Origin of the sequence: Actinomadura sp. WAC 06369 (assembly GCF_003947565.1) — a bacterium.
Classification (GTDB): Bacteria; Actinomycetota; Actinomycetes; order Streptosporangiales; family Streptosporangiaceae; genus Spirillospora; species Spirillospora rifamycini.
In genome coordinates this window covers 35,180-52,621 of the sequence record NZ_QHJN01000039.1, presented here as the reverse complement: position 1 = coordinate 52,621, position 17,442 = coordinate 35,180, and the positions used below count along the sequence as shown (strand labels likewise).

14 protein-coding genes and 1 pseudogene are annotated in these 17,442 nt (G+C 73.6%); 11 read left to right on the top strand and 4 right to left on the bottom strand.

Translation table 11 applies throughout. The features are described 5' to 3' along the window. Nucleotides 1-426 precede the first annotated feature (426 nt). The 3 genes from DMH08_RS13560 to DMH08_RS13550 all read left to right on the top strand — a co-directional run bounded on the left by DMH08_RS13560 (nucleotide 427) and on the right by DMH08_RS13550 (nucleotide 1,924). On the top strand, nucleotides 427-801 hold the full coding sequence (locus tag DMH08_RS13560) for an ArsR/SmtB family transcription factor (RefSeq protein ID WP_026402277.1): 375 nt from the start codon (nucleotides 427-429) through the stop codon (nucleotides 799-801). Continuing rightward, nucleotides 798-1,292: an SRPBCC family protein gene (locus DMH08_RS13555; protein ID WP_026402276.1), complete on the top strand. Its 495-nt coding sequence runs from the start codon at nucleotides 798-800 to the stop codon at nucleotides 1,290-1,292. Before DMH08_RS13560 ends, DMH08_RS13555 begins: the two co-directional genes overlap by 4 nt. A 170-nt stretch (nucleotides 1,293-1,462) precedes the next feature. After that, nucleotides 1,463-1,924 carry a VOC family protein gene (locus DMH08_RS13550; RefSeq protein WP_125614251.1) on the top strand — a complete coding sequence of 154 codons (462 nt, stop codon included), beginning with the start codon at nucleotides 1,463-1,465 and terminating at the stop codon, nucleotides 1,922-1,924. Here DMH08_RS13550 and DMH08_RS13545 read toward each other — a convergent pair. After that, on the bottom strand, nucleotides 1,914-2,597 hold the full coding sequence (locus DMH08_RS13545; protein WP_233617569.1) for a MerR family transcriptional regulator: 684 nt from the start codon (nucleotides 2,595-2,597) through the stop codon (nucleotides 1,914-1,916). The genes DMH08_RS13550 and DMH08_RS13545 overlap by 11 nt on opposite strands. A 78-nt stretch (nucleotides 2,598-2,675) precedes the next feature. Here DMH08_RS13545 and DMH08_RS13540 point away from each other — a divergent pair, with 78 nt between their 5' ends. From DMH08_RS13540 to DMH08_RS13530, 3 genes are read left to right on the top strand one after another with little or no spacing between them, the layout of a single operon-like run. Further along, nucleotides 2,676-3,143 (top strand): DUF6194 family protein, encoded by a 468-nt coding sequence (locus DMH08_RS13540; RefSeq protein WP_125614249.1) that lies wholly within the window; start codon nucleotides 2,676-2,678, stop codon nucleotides 3,141-3,143. Nucleotides 3,144-3,155: 12 nt separating this feature from the next. Further along, the gene (locus DMH08_RS13535; protein WP_125614246.1) at nucleotides 3,156-3,914 is read left to right on the top strand and encodes a MerR family transcriptional regulator; all 759 of its coding nucleotides are present in this window, start codon (nucleotides 3,156-3,158) and stop codon (nucleotides 3,912-3,914) included. A gap of 58 nt (nucleotides 3,915-3,972) precedes the next feature. After that, the gene (locus DMH08_RS13530) at nucleotides 3,973-4,764 is read left to right on the top strand and encodes an SAM-dependent methyltransferase (protein WP_125614243.1); all 792 of its coding nucleotides are present in this window, start codon (nucleotides 3,973-3,975) and stop codon (nucleotides 4,762-4,764) included. A gap of 29 nt (nucleotides 4,765-4,793) precedes the next feature. On the opposite strand, the pseudogene DMH08_RS13525 reads toward DMH08_RS13530, so the two are convergent. The 3 genes and pseudogenes from DMH08_RS13525 to DMH08_RS13515 all read right to left on the bottom strand — a co-directional run. After that, a pseudogene (locus DMH08_RS13525) lies at nucleotides 4,794-9,527 on the bottom strand (DNA repair ATPase); the annotation flags it as partial. Nucleotides 9,528-9,745: 218 nt separating this feature from the next. Then, nucleotides 9,746-11,767 carry a hypothetical protein gene (locus tag DMH08_RS13520; protein ID WP_026402271.1) on the bottom strand — a complete coding sequence of 674 codons (2,022 nt, stop codon included), beginning with the start codon at nucleotides 11,765-11,767 and terminating at the stop codon, nucleotides 9,746-9,748. Nucleotides 11,768-11,813: 46 nt separating this feature from the next. Beyond that, on the bottom strand, nucleotides 11,814-12,470 hold the full coding sequence (locus DMH08_RS13515) for a hypothetical protein (RefSeq protein ID WP_125614240.1): 657 nt from the start codon (nucleotides 12,468-12,470) through the stop codon (nucleotides 11,814-11,816). Between the two features lie 405 nt (nucleotides 12,471-12,875). Between DMH08_RS13515 and DMH08_RS13510 the strand changes: the two genes are divergently transcribed. From DMH08_RS13510 to DMH08_RS13490, 5 genes are all read left to right on the top strand, one after another. Then, entirely contained in the window at nucleotides 12,876-13,889 is a 1,014-nt protein-coding gene (locus tag DMH08_RS13510) for a sulfotransferase family protein (RefSeq protein ID WP_125614238.1), read from the top strand. 68 nt (nucleotides 13,890-13,957) lie between these two features. Further along, nucleotides 13,958-14,623, top strand: coding sequence for a TetR/AcrR family transcriptional regulator (locus DMH08_RS13505; RefSeq protein ID WP_051300593.1), 666 nt, complete (start codon nucleotides 13,958-13,960; stop codon nucleotides 14,621-14,623). 333 nt (nucleotides 14,624-14,956) lie between these two features. Further along, nucleotides 14,957-15,646, top strand: a complete 690-nt coding sequence (locus DMH08_RS13500; protein WP_026402267.1) for a hypothetical protein — start codon at nucleotides 14,957-14,959, stop codon at nucleotides 15,644-15,646. A 160-nt stretch (nucleotides 15,647-15,806) separates the two neighbouring features. Then, nucleotides 15,807-16,571 carry a hypothetical protein gene (locus DMH08_RS13495; protein WP_125614235.1) on the top strand — a complete coding sequence of 255 codons (765 nt, stop codon included), beginning with the start codon at nucleotides 15,807-15,809 and terminating at the stop codon, nucleotides 16,569-16,571. Nucleotides 16,572-16,605: 34 nt separating this feature from the next. Beyond that, nucleotides 16,606-17,406 carry a hypothetical protein gene (locus DMH08_RS13490; RefSeq protein ID WP_125614232.1) on the top strand — a complete coding sequence of 267 codons (801 nt, stop codon included), beginning with the start codon at nucleotides 16,606-16,608 and terminating at the stop codon, nucleotides 17,404-17,406. Nucleotides 17,407-17,442: the final 36 nt, after the last annotated feature.

Genomic DNA, 17,442 nt, shown 5'->3' with positions numbered 1-17,442 from the left:
CCTGTACCCCGATGCCCGACTGGAGAAGGCGACTGTGACGCGCCGCCGCTCCTCCGCGCCTCCACCACCTCACCGGCGGGCTTCGGGGGTCGTCGCCGGCACGGTCGCGCAGCGGGGGACCCGGCGTCGCGTCACAGTCGCCTTCTCCAGTCGGGCATCGGGGTACAGGCACATGCGGCGGCCGTTCCGCGCGCCACGCCGGGCCGCGCCACGTCGCCGTCCGCTAAGAGGGCATCGGTAAGGGTTCCACAGGTACCGGCGGTGATCAATGCATAGCGGGGAGTTGATAACTAATGCACCAAGAAGGGAGATATGCGCTATTTGGTGGCAATTGCCCGGTCTTTATGGCGGCGGCCGGCCGCCCGCCGCCGGCGCGGCGGTTCCGCCGCACTGGACAAACGCGTAACACGATGGTTACGTATACCCATGGACGTCTTCGATGCGGTGGCCGACCCCGTGCGTCGGCGCATCGTGGTGCTGCTCGGCGACGGGCCGCGGACGGCGGGCGCGCTGGCCGCCGCGTTCCCCGACATCAGCCGCCCCGCGGTGAGCCGCCACCTGCGGGTGCTGCGCGAGGCGGGCCTGATCACGGCCGAGCTCGTCGGCCGCGAGCGCCACTACCGCGCCGAGCACGGCCCGCTGAGCGAGATCGACGCGTGGCTGGACGCCGTCCGCGGCCAGGTCTGGGAGCGGCGGCTCGACGCGCTGGAGACCGAGGTCCACCGGGCGCGGCGCGACCGCCGCGCCCGACCGCCGGCGGGCGGAGCGCCCGCGGAGGAACCGAAGAGGAGCACAGGATGAGTCCCACGCCCACCGGACGCCTCGTCGCCGCGGCGACCGGCACCGACCTGGAGATGGTCCGCACGTTCAAGGCGCCGATCGAGGACGTCTGGGCGAGCATCACCGAGCCCGACCGGACGGCCCGCTGGTTCGCGCACTGGCGCGGCGAGGGCCGTCCGGGCGCGACCGTCCGGATCACGCTCGTCCACGAGGAGGGCGGCCCGGAGAGCGACCTGACGATCATCGCGTGCGAGCCGCCGCACCGGCTGGAGGTCGAGGCCGTCGACGAGTACGGCCGCTGGCACCTGGAGGCCCGGCTCGCCGAGGACGGCGGGGTGACGACGCTGACGTTCCTGCACCATCTCGACCCGGACACGGAGGTGGCGTCGACCGGCCCCGGCTGGGAGTACTACCTCGACTTCCTGGCCGCCTCCGTCGCCGGGACGCCCGCGCCGTCCTTCGACGACTACTACCCGGCCCACCGCGCGTACTACGAGGGCCTGACCGCCTGACGGGCGTCAGAGGGGCGACGCGGTAGGAGGCGACGGTGCGGTCGAACTGCGCCTTGGGCAGCTTCATGGCGATGGTGCGGCCGCCGCCGAAGGTCGGGCTCATGGGTGTGCCGGGGCGGTCCGCAACGCGTTTGACCTTCTCGCTACGTCAACTTCTAGCGTGCGGCGGCATGAGCACTCCAGAGATCGACCGCACCATCTACCCCATGCCGATGTTCGCGACGTTCCAGGTCGCGGACCTGGCCGCCGCCGAGGCGTTCTACAACGCGGCGGGCTTCGTCTCCCTGGCGACCGTTCCCGGGCCGGACGGCGGTCCGGCGGTGATCCACCTGCGGCGGATGAAGTACCAGGACATCCTGATCGTCCCCGGCGAGCCGCGGGCGGGCAGCGCGACCGTCAGCTTCCAGGCGGGCGGGCAGGACCTCGCGGAACTCGCGGCCGCGCTGCGGGCGGCGCTGCCGGACGGCGCGCGCGTCGAGGGGCCCGCCGACACCCCGTGGTTCACGTCCGATCTGACGATCGACGACCCCGACGGGAACCGGATCGTCCTCACCGCGCAGCGCGAGGCCGAGCGGGAAGCCGCCCTCGCATGGACGAAGGAGTTCGAGGGCGACTACATCGTCACGGAGTGAGGAGCGCGGCGAGCGCGGCGGCGGCGCGGAGGAGGGCGGCCGAGCGGGCGTCGATGCTCGCGTCCCGGTCGGCGAGCGCGGCCATCACCTCGTCCCACCGCCGCGCCCGCCGCAGCTCCGGCATCAGCGCGCGCAGCGCGGCGATCCGGTACCCGGCCGAGCGGAGCTGGTGGACGATCCGTGCGGCGCGGACGTCGCCGGGCGCGTACCGGCGGGCGGCGCCGGGCGTCCGGCGGGGCACGACGAGCCCTTCGGCGTCCCAGTGCCGCAGCGTCGAGGGGCGCACGCCGAGCGCGTCCGCGAGTTCGGAGACGCCCATCGCGTCGGACGGCCGGACGTCCGCGACGGGTTCGGCGGCGATCGCCTCGGCGGCCGCCCTGGCCTCGGCGACCTGGCGGCGCTCGGTGTGGAGGCGGGCGTGGGCGGCGTCGAGCAGGGCGAGCAGGTCCGCGGGGGACGCGTGCGCGGCGCGCATGATCCGCTTGGCCTCGACGGGCCCGGTGCCCGCCGCGAGCGCCCGGTAGGCCAGCGCGGAGCGCACGTGGACCTCGCCGTAGACCCGGTATCCCGACGGGGTGCGCGCGGCCGGGGGCAGCACTCCGTCCCGCTCCAGGTTGCGCACCTGCTGGACGGAGTACCCGGCGCGCCGCGCCACGTCGGCCGTACGCAGCAAGTTGCGACTTTCTGTCGCTCCACCTGGCTGTTCACGCCTCGAAGTCTCCACAACCACTTGAATGTAACGCTGGAAGGCATGAGCATCGACGAGATCATCGCATTCCTCGAAGGGATGGAGGGCGTGCTGGCCGTCAAGCCCGGTCCGGGCGACGGGACGCCCGAGATCGCGTGGGGCGACGCGTTCTTCTACTACTCGCCCGAGGGGGTCGTCCCGGCGGCGGCGCAGCCGTTCGCGACGATCGTGACCAAGGACTACCCGGAGGACGAGGCGTCGCGGCTGAACCGTCCCGGCGCGTTCCGGGTGAACATCGCCGCCGGGAAGGACGCGTTCGTGCGGTGGACGGGCCGGGCGCCGCGCGACCCGGGCACCGGCGGCCCCGATCCGGGCACGGCGGACGCCGTGTTCGCGCACCCCGTCTACGGCGAACTCGGCTGGCTCGCCGTGGTCGAGCCCGGCGCGCGGACGGACGCCGCGGTGCGGGAGCTGCTCGGCACGGCCCACGGGCTGGCGCGGGAGCGTTACCGGCGGCGCGCGTCCACGTGACATCGTTGCACCGTGGAGTGGACGATTCAGCAGGTCGCGGCCAAGGCCGGCGTCACCAGCCGGACGCTGCGCCACTACGACGAGATCGGGCTGCTGCGCCCGTCGCGGGTGGGGGAGAACGGCTACCGGTACTACGACGCGGACGCGCTCGTCCGGCTCCAGGCCGTCCTGCTGCTGCGCGACCTCGGCCTCGCCCTGCCGGTGATCGCGGACGTGCTGGACCGGCGGGCCGACGAGGAGGCCGCGCTCCGCGAGCACATCGGGCTGCTGGAAGGGGAGCGGGCCCGGCTGGAGCGGCGGATCGCGGCGGTCCGGCACACCCTCGACGCGCGGGCCGCCGGGCGCGACCCGTCGATGGAGACGATGCTCGACGGGTTCAACGACCCGTACCGGGACGAGGTCGTCGCGCGGTGGGGCGAGCGGGCGTTCCGGGAGAGCAACGAGTGGTGGCACGGGAAGACGCTGCAAGAGCAGGTCGCGTGGAAGCGCGACACCGACGCGCTGGTCGCGGCGTGGGTCGAGGCGTGGCGGGACGGCGCGGACCCGGCGTCCGCGCGGGCGCAGCGGATCGCGGCCCGGCACGTCGACTGGCTGCGCGCGATCCCCGGGACGCCGACGGCCGACGGGGACCGCGAGCGCGCCGCCGCGATGGTGCGCTGCGTCGGCGACACCTACGTCGAGACCCCGGAGTTCGCCGCGACGTACGGGGGAGCGGAGGGCGCCGCGTTCGTCCGGGACGCGCTCCACGCGTACGTCCGTGCTTCCATGTGAGCGACGTTTCCACACGGGTGGCGCCGCCACGCGAAGAGCGGGAAGGAGCATGCGGACCATGGGCTCGCACCCCGGAGTCGACACCACCGTGCCGCACTCGGCGCGGATCTGGAACTACCTCCTCGGCGGGAAGGACAACTACCCCGTCGACCGGGAGGCGGGCGACCGGATCTTCGCGACCTTCCCCGGCATGGTCGACATGGCCCGGCACTCGCGGTACATGCTCACGCGGGTGGTGCGGCACCTCGCCGGGGAGGCGGGGATACGGCAGTTCCTCGACATCGGCACCGGGCTGCCCTGCATGGACAACACCCACGAGGTCGCGCAGCGGCTCGCGCCCGCGTCCCGGATCGTCTACGTCGACAACGACCCGCTGGTGCTCGTCCACGCGCAGGCGCTGCTGAAGAGCAGCCCGGAGGGCGCCACCGACTACATCGAGGCGGACGTCCGCGACCCCGGAGCCATCCTGGACGAGGCCGCCCGGACGCTCGACTTCGACCGGCCGGTCGCCCTCCTGCTGATGGGCATCCTGGGACTGATCGAGGACTACGGCGAGGCGCGCTCGATCGTCCGGCGGCTGACGGCGGCGCTGCCGTCCGGCAGCTACCTGGCCGCCTACGACGGCAGCACCGCCGACCCCGCCTACGTCGCGTCGCTGGAGCGGCACAACGGCCGCAGCGGCGGCGTCCCCTACACGCCGCGGAGCACCGATCGGATCGCGGGCTACTTCGAGGGACTGGAGTTGCTGGAGCCGGGCGTGGTGCCGGTGACGCGGTGGCGTCCCGAGCCCGGTCCGTGGCCGGAGCCGCCGCCGGTGTCCTGCGCCGGGGGAGCGGCGAGGAAGCCGTAGCCGTCCGGACGGTCCGGCCGCAGGGCCCTGACCTGGTCGGCGAGGTGCAGGAGGGCGCCGACGGTCGGGTCCTCGGCGTCGAGGGTGCGGGACCGCCGGTACGCCTCCTTGACCTCGGCCCAGCGCGCGGCCTCCGCGGGTGTCAGGGTGCCGCGCAGCTCGGCGAGCTTCAGCAGGTTCGCCTCCGCGCCGGACGTGAGGGTCTGCGCCTCGCCGCGGTAGTGGTCGTCGATCACCGCGTCGAGTTCGGCGTCGTTCATCACCGGGACGATGCGTTCGGCGAGCTTGTTCATGTCGCGGTACGAGCCCTGGAGGCGGAACGGGGGCTCGGTGCGGGACGCGTCGTCCTGCGCGGCGGAGGCGATGTACGCGCGGTTCACCGCCAGGACGACGCACTGCGCGGCCGCCAGCAGCCGCAGGACGGCGAGGATCCGGTCGAGCTCGGCCTGCGGGTACGGGTGCGACAGCCGGTCGGGGCGCACCGACGGGTCGCCGGACGCGAGGCGGAGCAGCAGGGCGACGTCGGCGCGGTCCCGCGCGGTGAGCGGCGCCAGGACGGGGTTCGAGGTGAGCGCGTTCTCGATGTAGCTGAGCGCGAACAGCTCGTCCTTGCCGGACAGGACGTCGCCGAGGTTCCAGACGTCGGCGCGGTTCGCCAGCATGTCGGGGATGCGGAACCGGGTGCCCGACTCGGTGTACGGGTTCCCGGCCATGCAGATCGCGAACCGCTTCCCGCGCAGGTCGTGGCCCTCGACGCGGCGCTGGGCGTCGCAGAGCGGGATGAACTTCTGCAGGAACTCGGGCGACGTGTGCTGGACGTCGTCCAGGTAGAGCAGCGTGTTGTCGCCCATGCCGAGCGCGAAGTGGATCTTCTCGAGCTCGCGGCGGGCGGTGGCGTCCGGCGCCGCGTCCGGGTCGAGGGACGTGACGCGGTGGCCCAGCGCCGGACCGTCGATCTTGACGAGGGCGAGGCCGAGGCGGTCGGCGACGTACTCCATGAGGGTCGTCTTGCCGTAGCCGGGCGGGGAGATCAGCAGGAGCAGGCCCATCCGGTCGGTGCGGTCGGCGTCCCCGGCGGCGCCGAGCTGCTTGGCGAGGTTGTCGCCGATGAGCGGCAGGTACACCTCGTCGACGAGGCCGTTGCGGACGAACGAGCTCATCGCGCGCGGCCGCAGTCCGGCGACGCCGAGCCGGTCCGCCTCGGCGGCGAGCAGCGCGTCGCGCCGCTCGCGGTGCTCGCGGAACGCCGGGACGCGGTGGGCGCGGAACCGGTGCGCGCGGGCGAGGATCTCGTCGAGGCGCAGGTCGAGGCGGCGGTCGGCGATCCGCGGATGGGTGCCGAGGAGGTCCTCGACGGTGGCGGTGAGCGCGGCGGCGGAGTCGTAGCCGGGGACGTCGGACAGCAGCGCCGCGACGGCCTCCGGGAGGTCGGGGTCGTCGCCGGGGACCGACGCGCCGAGCCACGTCGCGGCGAGCTGCACGCGGGCGCGCAGGTCGGCGACGGCGGCCAGGTCGGCGTCGAGGCCGGCGCGGTGCGGGCCGAGGCCCGCCAGCAGCTCGCGCGCGCCCGGGGCGGTGACGAAGCCGTCCGGTGCGGTCGCCAGCTCCTCGACCAGGTACTCGGCGGCGAGCGGGTCGGCGGGCAGCCCGATCCGGTCGGTGAACTCCGCGACGGCCGGCGCCAGCTCCGCCACGAGCCCGGAGACGGTGTCGTGCCCGAACGCGTCCCGCGCGCGGACGAGCGAGCGGGCGCGGGTCGCCCAGCCGGACGCGTCCGGGGTGTGCGCCCAGAACAGGCGGGCGTTCGCGCGGGCGCGGGACGGGTAGCGCAGCAGGCCCGCGCCGTCGTGCAGGCGCAGCAGCGCGCCGAGGATCGCGGCGGCGTCGTGGTCGTGGACGCCGCGCTCGTAGCCCTCGCCGTACCGGTCGGCGGCGGCCGCCCGGACGAGGTCGAGCAGCCCCCCGGACGCGGCGGCCGCCCGCAGCTCGGCGGCCCCGGTCTCGGCGAGGAGGGACGTCGCCAGGTACTCCGCCCGGTACATGTCGGGCGTTTCGGAGACGAGCGTCTGCCCCCGCAGCTCGGGGTCGGCGAGCAGCGGGTCGTCCACCGGGCGCCGGTACCCGGTCCCGGTGATCGCGAACGCGAGGCCGTCGCCGTGCGGGACGAGCGTCAGCTCGATGGGCCGCGTGTTGACGGCGAACCGGTGGCGGCCCAGCCGGATCGTGTCGCCGTCGTACAGGTCGAGCCGGTCGCGCAGGGCCCGCCCGGCCTCCTGCCGGGACGACGCGATGCGCCCCTCCAGCTCCTCCGCGCGGACCGCGTCGTCCAGGTCGCGCAGCTCGTCCACGATCGCGCGGAGGCGCGCGACCATGGCGTCGGTGGCGAAGTACGCGTTGACCTCGTCCGGCGACGGCAGCGCGGCGGCGCGGCGGCGGACCCCGGCGAGGATCCGGTCGGCGGACGCCACGAGCCGCTCCGTGCGGCGGGCGCGCTCGTCCAGCAGCGTCTGCCGCCGCGACGAGAACGCCTCGCCGATCTCGGTCCGCTTCGCCTCCAGCTCGGCCAGGAAGTCGTCGAGGTCGGCGAACCGGGCCTGCAGCGTCTCCAGCCGCAGGATCAGCCGGCCGAGCCGGTCGTCGCACGCCTCGGGGGTCGTCGCGGCGGACAGGGCGCCCGCGACGGTCTGGTCGAGCAGCGCGAGCTCGGCGGCGAACGCGGCGCGGCCCTCGCGGGCCAGCAGGTCGCGGCGGCGGCCGTCCAGGACGGCGCGGGCCCGGTTCAGCCCGCCGAGGACCTCGCCGACCCGCTCCAGGATCGCGGTGCGGGCGGTGGCGTCGGCGGCGTCGAGGTCGCCGACCACCTCCGTGACGACGTCGAGTCCCTCGTGCTGCGCGGCGAGGAGGTCGGCGAGGGGCTCGGCCTCGGCCGCGGTCGCGATGCCCGCGGCGGCCTCCGCGATCCGCTCCACCTCGGCGTGGTAGCCGGTGAACGCGTCCGCGTCCCGGAGGAACGCGACGGCGCCGTGCCCGGTCTCCCGCAGCCCGCCGGACGCCGCGTCCGCCAGCTCGTCGATCCGCGCCGCGTCGGCGTACCGCAGCTCGCGCAGCGACTCCAGGCGGCCCTGCACGCGGCGCAGCTCGGCGAGCCGCGCCACCCAGCCGTCCGCCGTCGCGGGCGGCTCGGCCGCCACGCGGCGCAGCAGCGCCCGCACCCGCTCGTCCGCCTCGGCGACGGCGGCGTCGGCCTCGGCGGTCAGCGCCCGCACGTTCGCGTACTCGTCCAGCACCTGGACGGCCGCCGCGCGGACGTCCGCGAGCGGCCCGTCGAGCCCGCCCAGGTCCGGGTCGGCGAGCCAGTGGTGCAGGTCGGCGGTGCGGGTGCAGGCCGCGATGAGCGCCTCGAACACCGCCGCGGACGGCGACATCTCGCCCACCATCCGCACCACCGCCAGGCACTCCGAGACGCCCCGCACCAGGTCGGCGTTCCCGACGCGCTCCAGCGGGCCCGTCCCGACCGGCTGCGCCGCGGCGTGGTCGTCCGACACCAGCGGCGTCCGCCACACCTGCACCGGGTGGACGCGCGCCGGGTCGCCGGACGACGCCCGCAGCACCACCAGCGTCCCGTCGTCGAACAGCGCGTACCCGCGGCAGTCGATCGGCGTCGCCACCTCCTTGCGGATCACGTTGTACGGGAGCAGCAGCGTGCGCCCGTCGGCGCGCGAGCAGAACGCGTAGACGACGTCCTCGCCGTTCGGGGACGCGATCGTCCGCTCGTACTCCAGGCCGGTCACGTCGGTGTCGAACGTCTTGGCGGCGCCGGTGTCGAGGAGGAAGCCGCCCGGGAACACGACGCCGTCGTCGCCGGGGAGCCGCCGGCACGCGCCCGCCAGGCCGTCCAGCCGGACGGCGTCGTGCGTGCGGGTGTTGAACACCAGGTGCCGCCACGCCGTCTCGTTGTACGGCCGGACCCGCAGCAGGATCAGCGCGCCGACCCGCGCGTGCCGGACGTCCGCGTCCGCGAGGCTCTGCAGCGGCTCGTCCACGGGCTCGGCGAACACCTCGGTGCCGTCGGGCGTCGCGACGGTGAGGGAGCCGCCGACCGTCGACACGTGCAGGGCGTCCCGGACCGCGATGTGCGGGCGCCGCCCCGGCACGTGGTCGTCGCGGGTCGCCTCCGTCCACTCGACCGGCTTCGACGGGTCGTGCGCGGGCGGGGACCGGTCGGCGCGCTCGCCGTGGTTGTCCTCGTAAGCGACGGCGCCGTCCGGCGCGACCCGCCAGCGCAGGACGCGCAGGTCGGACAGCCGCGGGCCGGTCTGGAACGCCGCGAGGAGGCGGCCGTCCAGCAGGCGGAGCCGCAGCAGCCGCGCCTGCCGGTAGTAGCGGTACATGTCGGCGAAGTCGCGGCGGAAGCGCGGATCGTCCAGCAGGCCCGGGACGGTCCCCGACTCGGCGAACGCCGGCCCGGCGTCGCCGTCGCCGCCCGGCACGAGCGTGTGGAGGGAGAAGACGTCCTCGGGCGCGGTCTCGGACGTCGCGCCGGGGGCGGGGGCGCCGCCGAGCAGCAGCGTCCCGCCGACCGCGACGACGTCGCGCGGCACCCGGGCGGCGGGCGTGCGGACCCGCTCGGTGCCCGCGAGCCGCAAGCCGCCCCCGCCGAACACCTCCAGCCGCCGCGCGTTCAGCGCCTCCGCGCGCCGCGCCAGCTCGCCCGCGTGCTCGGCGAGCCGGGCGCGCAGCACCTCGTACGTCCCGTGGTCGATCGCCGTGCCGCCGGTCGCGGCGTCGTTCGCCGTCCCGTCGTTCGCGGTGCCGTCGTTCGCGGCGTCGTTCGCGGCGCCGTTCGCGGTGCCGGCCGCAGCGGTCCCGGTGGTCCCGCCGGTTTCCTCGCTCACGCGTCCCCTTCCCCTCGTCGTGTGCGGCGGGCCCGCCCCGGGCCCCTGTGCCGGGGCGGGCCCGCCGCGCCGTCAAGCCGTACCGGTCAGGCGCCGACCGTCAGGTCGCTCCCGTTCGGGCTCGCCAGCGGCGCGTCGGCGACGCCGAGCCGCTGCGCGGCGTCGAGCAGGTCCGACAGCCCGGCGGCCTGCGGGCCGCCCGCCGCGATCAGCCGCATGAGCAGCGCGGACAGGGTCACGTCGCGGACGCCGTCCGCGCCGAGCGACCCGAGGACCCGCGCGAGGTCGTCGACCGGGCTGCCCGTCCCGTCGAGCCACGGGCCCGCGACCGACCGCGCGACCTCGGAGTTCTCCACGAAGCCGTCCACGCTCTTGCCCAGCGCGATCGACCCGACGACCCGGTCGAAGAACGCGGTCTCGCCGCCGACGATGCTGATGTCGGCGCCCTCCAGCCCGGTCGCGAGCACCGCGGCCTGCGCCTCGGCGACCTGCCGCTGCACGTCGAGGCCCGCGAGCCGGATCTCCTTCTCCGTCTCCAGCCGCAGCCGGTACTCCTCGTGCTTGCGGGTGACGTCGTCCAGTGCGGCCATCGCCCCGGCCTTCTCGGTGAGGCCCTCCGCCTCCGCCTTGAGGCTCTCGCGGATCCGCTCCGCCTCGACCGCCGCGCGCTCGCGGGCGACGACCGCCTCGGCGCGCCCGGCCTTCTCGATGACGTCCGCGTCGGCGTCGCGGACCTCGACCTCGGCGAGCCCCGCCGCCGCGGCCTCCGCGCGCACCCCCTCGGCCAGCCGGATCTTCGCCCGCGCGTCCAGCTCGGCGGTCTGCTGCCGCGTCTCGGCCAGCACCAGCTCCTCGCGGGCCCGGTGCTGCGCGGCCGCCTCCGCCGCCTCGGCCGCCTTGATGTCCTTGACCAGGTTCTCCTGCGCCTCGGCCTCCGCCCGGATGACGGTCGCCTGCCGCGCCCGCTCGGCCTCCTCGACCGCGCGCAGCCGCTTGATCTCCTCCTCCTGCTCGGCGACGGTCCGCTCCACCGCGATCCGCTCCCGGACCACGTTCGCGATCTCCCGCTTCTCGCCCTCGACCTCCTTGTCGGCGGCGATGCGGGTCAGCTCGGTCTCGCGCTCGCGGGCGATGACCTCCAGCAGGCGGTCCTTCTCGATCCGCTCGCTCTCGATCGCGAGCACCCGCTCCTTGTTCTTCGCGGCGACCGCGACCTCCCGGTCCCGGTTCTCGTGCTGCACGCCGAGCTGCTCGTCCGTCCGGATGTGCGCGGTCTGCGCCCGCAGCCGCTCCTCGGCCTTGACCCGCTCGATCTCGGCCTGCTCGCGCGCCCGGACCGTCTCGATCTCGCGCTCCTGCCGCAGCTCGGCGTCCGTCCGGCGGCGCTCCAGCTCCAGGATCGCCTCGCGCGCCTCCACGTTCTGGCGCGTGATCTCCTTCTCCTCGTTGCGGGCGTGCTCGTTCGTGCGGACGTGCTCGATCGCCGTCAGCTCGGTGATCTTGCGGATGCCCTGGGCGTCCAGGATGTTCGACTTGTCGAGCGACAGCAGCGGCGTCTGCTCCAGGTAGTCGATGGCGGCGTCCTCGAGGCTGTAGCCGTTCAGGTCGGTGCCGATCACCTGGATGATGTGGTCGCGGAACTCGTTGCGGCGGACGTAGAGGTCGGCGAAGTCGAGGTGCTTGCCGACGGTCTTCAGCGCCTCGGAGAACTTCGCCGCGAACAGCTCCTGCAGCGTCTCCTGGCTGCTCGCCCGCTCCGTCCCGATCGCCTGCGCGACCTTGATGACGTCCTCGACCGTCTTGTTCACGCGGACGAAGAACGTGATGCGGATGTCCGCGCGGATGTTGTCCTTGCAGATCAGGCCGTCCCGCCCGGTCCGTTCGATCTCGATGGTCTTCACCGAGATGTCCATGAGTTCGGCTTTGTGCAGGACCGGCAGGACGACCGCGCCGGTGAACGTGACGTCCACCTTGCGCAGCTTGGAAATGATCAGTGCCCGGCCCTGGTCGACCTTGCGGAACAGCCGGGTGACCAGGAACAGCATGGCGAGTGCGATGAGCAGGACGAGCGCGATGAGCACGCCCGCCCCGACGGTGATGGCATCCATCAGTGATCCCTCTCGGGTGGGGGGAAAAGTGGGTGCGGGGGGATGGTCAAAGAGCGGGAGGATCGAGCAGGGAATCGTGCGGCATGACCCAGAAGAAGTGTCCGTCCGCGTCGTAGTCAAAGATGAGCGCGGTGCTCCCCGCGGTGAGCGCGGTGCCCTCGGCGGCCCCCGCCACGGGCACGTCCGCCGCGGGCCGCCGCACCTGGACGAGCGCGGTGGACCCGTCGGGCGCCGTCACCTCCGCCTGCCCGAAGTCCGGGCCCACGCGTCCCGTCCGGATGACGCACGGCAGGCCGACGAACTCGCGCAGCGACGTCCCGGGGGCGTCGCGGAACACGCGGCGCAGCGGCAGGACGGCCGCGCGCGCGGCGGCCCAGCCGACCGCGGCCGCCGCGGGCACCAGCAGCACCCGCAGGGCCGCGGCCTCGGACGCCGCCGCCCCGGCCAGGCTCGCGAACCAGGTGAAGGCGATCAGCAGGGACAGCGCCACGGTGACCGGGACGCCGCCGAGGCCCGCCGCCGCGAGCAGCCCGCCGGCGCCGCCGTCCGCGCCGTCCGCGCCGCCGTCGGCGTCGCCGCCGTCGAGGAGGTCGACGCCCAGGCCGCCGACGAGCACGAGCACCCAGTATCCGGCGACGACGAGCAGCGCGAAGCTGAACAGAGCCGTCGGGAAACCGAGCGCGACATCAAAGAATTCGCCCATGAGAAAGCACGCTTCCGCCTCGGGACATAGGTGGACCGTCGGAGCGCCCGAATGGACGTCCGGTCAGGTGGACACGAATGCGGGGTGAGCGGGCTCAGCTATCCGGGAACGCGGTCGCGAGCGCGGAGACCCGCAGACCGAAGGAACCTGCCGGCGTGATGGCGGCATACATGAGAAAGTGCCGGGTCATACCTCTCCAGGTCGCAAGACAGCTCTTCCGTCTCGCCGACCAGACTTCCCGGCACACCGATAGTTAGGTTAGCGCACTACTTACCGAATGGCAATATTTCAATAAATTTCGTCACGCAGTGTGTCGGGATGCTCGCGTTCCGTCGACAAGACTTTCAGTCAACTTGGAGGTTCGTTGGACCTCGTCCTCAGGTCCGCGGCGTAGTTTGGCCGGGTATGACGACCCCGTCCCACCGGCCGATCTTCATCGTCGGATGCCCGCGCTCGGGCACGACCCTGCTGCAGCAGATGCTCCACTGCCACCGGCGGATCGCGCTGCCGTCCGAGACGCGGTTCGTCCACACCGCCTACGACGCCCGCCACGGCTTCGGCGACCTCGAACGCGAGGAGAACCGCCGCGCGCTCGGCGAGTGGATCGCCAAGGGGCGCACGACGAAGTTCAAGGTGCTGGGCCTCGACCCCGACGCGACGGTCGAGGAGATCGCCGCCGCGCCGCCCACCCTCGGGTCGGCGGTCGCGGCCGTGTTCCGCGCCTACGCCCGCGAGCACGGCAAGCCGCGCTGGGGCGACAAGCGGCCGAGCTACATCCGCCGGGTCGGGGCCCTGCGGCGGATGTTCCCCGACGCGCAGTTCGTCCATCTCATCCGGGACGGCCGGGACGCCGTCAGCTCGCTGCTTCAGATGCCGTGGTACGACGGCGACCTGTTCTCCGCCACGCTGACCTGGCGGGACGCCGTCGACATCGGCCGCCGGCTCGGCGCCCGGCTCGGCCCCGGCTCCTTCTACGAGTTCCGGTACGAGGACCTCGTCGAGGCCCCCGAGCGGGAGCTGGAGCGGCTGTGCGCGTTCCTCGGCGAGGAGTACGACCCGGCGATGGCCGAGCCGCAGCACCACGCGCGCCGGACCGTCCCGCAGGAGCGCCGGTGGCACCTGCGCACCCACGAGGCGCCGAACCGCGCGGTGGTCGGCGCGTGGGCGCGGCGGCTGGAGGACTGGGAGGCCGACCTGGTCGAGCACGTCCTCGCGGCGCGGCTCCAGCGGCACGGGTACGGGCTGTCGGGCCGGTCGCGCCCGGCCGCCGCGCACATCGCGCGGTTCCACCGGCAGGCCGCGTACCGGTGGCGCTCCCGCCGCACGACGGCCGCGAGGGAGGCCGTGCTCCGCGCCCGCGAACCGAACCCGGTCGTGTCGCTGCTGACCGGTCCCGCGGTCGACTCCGTGCAATCGTGACGAGGCCCCCTCGGGGGTGCGCCGTAGAATCGGCCGTCAGGAGCGTTACCGGACGCGATGGGCGGATCATGGGACACGGCGATCGGGGGGATCCGGCGCGGCGGGCGGCCGGCGAGGCGGCGAAGCTGCCGTCGGGCCGGCATCGGCTGTCGCGCGACTACGTCGCCAGCAACCAGCGCGCCCGCATCCTGCGCGCGGTGACCGAGATCGTCGGGGGCAAGGGCTACGCGCAGCTGACGATCGACGCGATCGTCGGCGCGTCCGCGATCTCCAAGAAGACGTTCTACGAGCATTTCCGGAACAAGGAAGAGGCGTTCTTCGCGGCGTTCGACTCGATCGCGGAGCGGATGGTGGCGGCGTTCGACGACGCCGCGGCGGAACGGCGGGAGCCGGACGCCCGGCTGCGCGCGGGCCTCGGCGCGCTGCTGGAGCTCCTCGCCGCCGAGCCGCTGGCGGCCCGCATGGGCGTGGTCGAGGTGCTGGCGGCCGGGCCGGAGGCGGTGGCCCGCCGCGACCGGATCAAGCAGCACTTCAGCACGATCGTGGTGGAGCACCTGCTGGACATGTACCCCGACTTCCCTGAGCCGGAGCTGGCCGCCGAGGTGATCGTCGGCGGCGTCCACGAGGTGCTCTACAGCCGGATCAGCTGCGGCCAGGCGCACGAGCTGCCCGCCCTGCGGCGCGGGCTGCTCCGCATGTACGCGCTCCCGGCGCTCCCGCGCACGTCCCACTGACCGCTCGGTCACCACGGGACGCGCCGGAGGCCGCGCGGGTTCGTGACCGCATGCGGACACCCCGCCGCGTCCGCAAACCGCCACGCACCGTGCATCACGGCCGGTGACCCGCGTCACAGCTACCGGGATGTTCTTGCCATCGGTGACTGGCTCATCGCTCAGCGAGGGCGGGACGGGGTCCTAAACGGCCGCCGCCGCCCCGGTCTTAAAGCGTTTCCGAAAACGGCCCAGCGGGCGTCCGGGTACGGAGGCGTTCTTGAGAAACGGAGCAGTTTATGTTTCGGTTCGAGCACCGCAGGGATTCGTCCCCACCCCCACCGAAAGGACTGGATCATGCGGAAGCTCAGCAGAGTCGCCCTGCCCCTCCTCGGCGCCGGCGCACTCGTCCTCGGCGGCGCCACCGCCGCCGGCGCCACCACGATCGAGTCGGGCGGTGCCCCCTTCAGCGGCACCGTCGTCGGCACGAACCTGTCCAACGTCACCCTGACGGGCGTCAGCTCCCTCGGGCTGATCCAGACCACGTGCACCAGCGCGGAGCTCCAGGCGTCCGTCGACTCCGACGGCACCAACGGCTCCCTCGACGCCGCCGACATGCCCACCGCGGGCAACCCGGACTGCACCAACAACAAGGGCGGCACCACCGAGATCGAGGCTCTCAACCTGCCCTACACCGGTGGCGGCGCCGCCTACGACTCGGCCCACACCAACAACCGCGACGGGTACATCTACATCAACTCGCCCAACGCGTCCGTCAACATCCAAGCGACCCTGAACCTGACCTCGCTCGGACGGGTGGAGACCTGCAACTTCGGCCTCACGGGCGCCAAGCAGCTGCAGATCGACCTGTACAACCACAACAACGCGAGCAAGCCGGTTCCGGGCAACACGCACTCGCAGGGCCGGCTGGCCGGCCAGCAGTTCCAGCTCATCTCCGGCACCAGCGGCTGCCCGAGCTCGGCCTCCGTCTCGGCGACCTTCCAGATCGTCACCTCGTCCGGCGCGGACCTCACCATCGCCCCCTGATCCCGTCCCGCAGCGCGCGGGCCGCGTGACCCGCGCACAGCCTCACGGTGCGGCCGGCCCGGTGTGATCCCACCCCGACCCGGGCCGGCCGCACCCCCCGTATCCGGCGACCCGCTCCGCGCCGAATCTCCCTGACCCCCTCCACCCCCTGGAGATCGCTGTGAGATCACCCTTCCGGCTGCGCCGCGTGGCCGCTGCCGCCGCCGTCGCCCTCGGCGCCGTCCTGACCGGCACCGCCCTCGCCGCGCCCGCCGCCGCCGAGGAGATCCCCGAGTTCAGCCACGAGGACTGCCCCGAACTGCCCGCCGGCGCCGAGCCCGGTTTCTGGCTCTGCAACTCCGTGGTCGTGAGCGGCGGCGAGTTCTCGTTCGGCAGTTTCGAGCAGAACATCGAGACCCCGATGCGGCTCGTCTACGCGAACGGGTTCGACGCGAACACCTTCGAGGAGACGGCCGTCCTCGCGAGCTTCGAGTCCGAGTGGATGCAGGTGCAGGAAGGGATCTTCGGGGACCGGTTCCTCTCGGCGGTCTACGCCAAGCCCGAGGCCGTCGACCTCGATCTCGTCAACGGCAACGTCCAGCTCGACCTGAAGGTCAAGCTCGGCAACCCGTTCCTCGGGTGGAACTGCACGATCGGCACGAACAGCAACCCGATCCAGCTGAACCTGACCGTCGGGACGACGAACCCGCCGCCGCCCAACCAGCCGATCAGCGGCAGCCCGCCGGTGGACGTGTCGACCGACCCGTGGGTCGTCAAGACGACCCTGGTCGACAACGCGTTCTCCGTGCCCGGCGCGGACAACTGCGGGATCAGCGACTCCGCGAACTGGCTGGTGAACCTCATCGCGGGCCTGCCCTCGGACGCCGGCAACAACACCGCGATCTTCGAGCAGTACGTGGCGGCGAAGTCCTACACCGAGCTGTGAGCCCGCCCCCCGCCCGACCGAAGATGGAGAATAGATGAGACGCACGACAGCTCGCCGGGCCGCCGCGGCGGTCCTGGGGACCGTGGTCGGCATGGCCGGCCTCGCCGCGCAGGCGGCGCCCGCGGCGGCCGAGGAGGAGATCCCGGAGTTCAGCTTCGAGGGCTGCCCGGAACTGCCCGCGGGCGCGGACCCCAACCTGTGGCTGTGCACCGTCGCGAAGATCACGAGCGGGCGGCTGACGCTGGGCGGGATCGACCAGGAGATCCACCAGCCGATCACCATCGTCTACGCGAACGGGTACGACCCGGTCACCTTCGAGGAGACGGTGTTCGTCGAGTCGATGGACAGCGAGCCGATCCGCGTCGAGGGCGGCATCCTCGGCATCCCGGGCTCGGACTTCCTGCCCATCATGCAGATCCACGCGCAGCCGCAGCTCGCGGGCGAGCTGGAGCTCAGCCCCGAGCCCGGCGTCCTGATGCGGCAGCGCATGAAGATCAGCGTGCAGAACCCGCTGCTGGGCGACTCCTGCACCATCGGCACCGACGAGGACCCGATCACCCTCAACCTCGGACTCGGGCCGACGAACCCGCCGGCGCCCAACGAGCCGATCACCGGCAGCCCGCCCACCGACGTGTCGACCGACCCGTGGGTCGTCAAGACCACCTTCGTCGACAACGCGTTCGCGGTGCCGAAGTCGGCGAACTGCGGCCCGTTCGGCTGGTTCAACGGGATCGTCGACTGGCAGTCGGGCCTCCCGGCCGCCGCCGGCACCAACACGGCGATCTTCACCACCTACTCGGCGTCGAAGGGCTATGCCCAGCTGGGGAACGCCTGAGGCGGACATGGACGGCCGGGACCGGGACCGGGCGCG